This is a genomic window from Microbacterium ginsengisoli, assembly GCF_000956535.1.
GTDB classification, from domain to species: domain Bacteria; phylum Actinomycetota; class Actinomycetes; order Actinomycetales; family Microbacteriaceae; genus Microbacterium; species Microbacterium ginsengisoli.
The window spans coordinates 1-948 of the sequence record NZ_JYIY01000004.1 but is presented as its reverse complement, the minus strand read 5'-3'; the positions used below and the strand labels follow the sequence as shown (position 1 = coordinate 948).

At 66.5% G+C, this 948-nt stretch carries 1 pseudogene; it reads right to left on the bottom strand.

Annotated features, from left to right (window positions below):
- Window positions 1-856, bottom strand: a pseudogene (locus RR49_RS15205) (IS5 family transposase).
- Window positions 857-948: the final 92 nt, after the last annotated feature.

Genomic DNA, 948 nt, shown 5'->3' with positions numbered 1-948 from the left:
CTAGGCCGTGTTGATCAAGTCTGATTTGATCCAGATGAGCGTCGCGGCGAGGCTGACGGCGGCTCGGTAGCTGCGGAGGAGCTTGTCGGAGCGCATCGCGATGCCGCGCCACTGCTTGAGCCGGTTGAAGCAGCGCTCGACGACGTTGCGGCCCTTGTAGCGTTCCTTCTGCTGTTCGCCGAAGTCGATCGGCCGGCCCGGCTTCTTGCGGCGGTGCGCGACCTGGTCATCACGCTCCGGGATGGTCGCCGCGATACCGCGGTCGCGGAGCCAAGCACGGTTCGCCTTCGACGGGTACCCCTTGTCGGCGAGCACCCGGTCCGGGCGGGTCCGTGGCCTGCCCTTCCCGTCGCGGGGGACGCGGATGTCCTCGAGTACTGCGGTCATCATCGTGGTGTCGTTGATGTTCCCGCCGGTGATCATCATCCCCAGCGGCCGGCCGCGACCGTCGCAGACCAGGTGCAGCTTGGTCGTCAGCCCGCCACGGGAGCGTCCGATCCCGTGATCAGGCGGCTCGAACCACGGATTCTTGTGATTCGGCAGAGCCCCCTGTGTCCCGCTTCAGGGTCGCGCCGTGCTGATGCACACGAGCGATCGTGGAGTCGATCGAGACGACCCAGTCGATCTTCCCCGCGGCGTCGGCCCGCTTCTGCACCTCGGCCAGCAGCTTCTCCCAGGTGCCGTCCACAGCCCAACGGTTGAACCGCTTGTAGATCGAGTTCCACTTCCCGAACCGGTCCGGCACATCCCGCCACGGAGCCCCGGTGCGGTACTTCCACGCCATCCCCTCGACAGCCAACCGATGATCCGCCCACGGCCTCGACCTCCCGGACGCCGTCGGCATCAACGGCTCCATCACGGCCCACACCTCGTCAGAGATCTCCTGTCGCGTCACCGCTTAAGACTCACCCAGCCGGGAGCGAAACCTCTTGATCAACACGGCCTAGG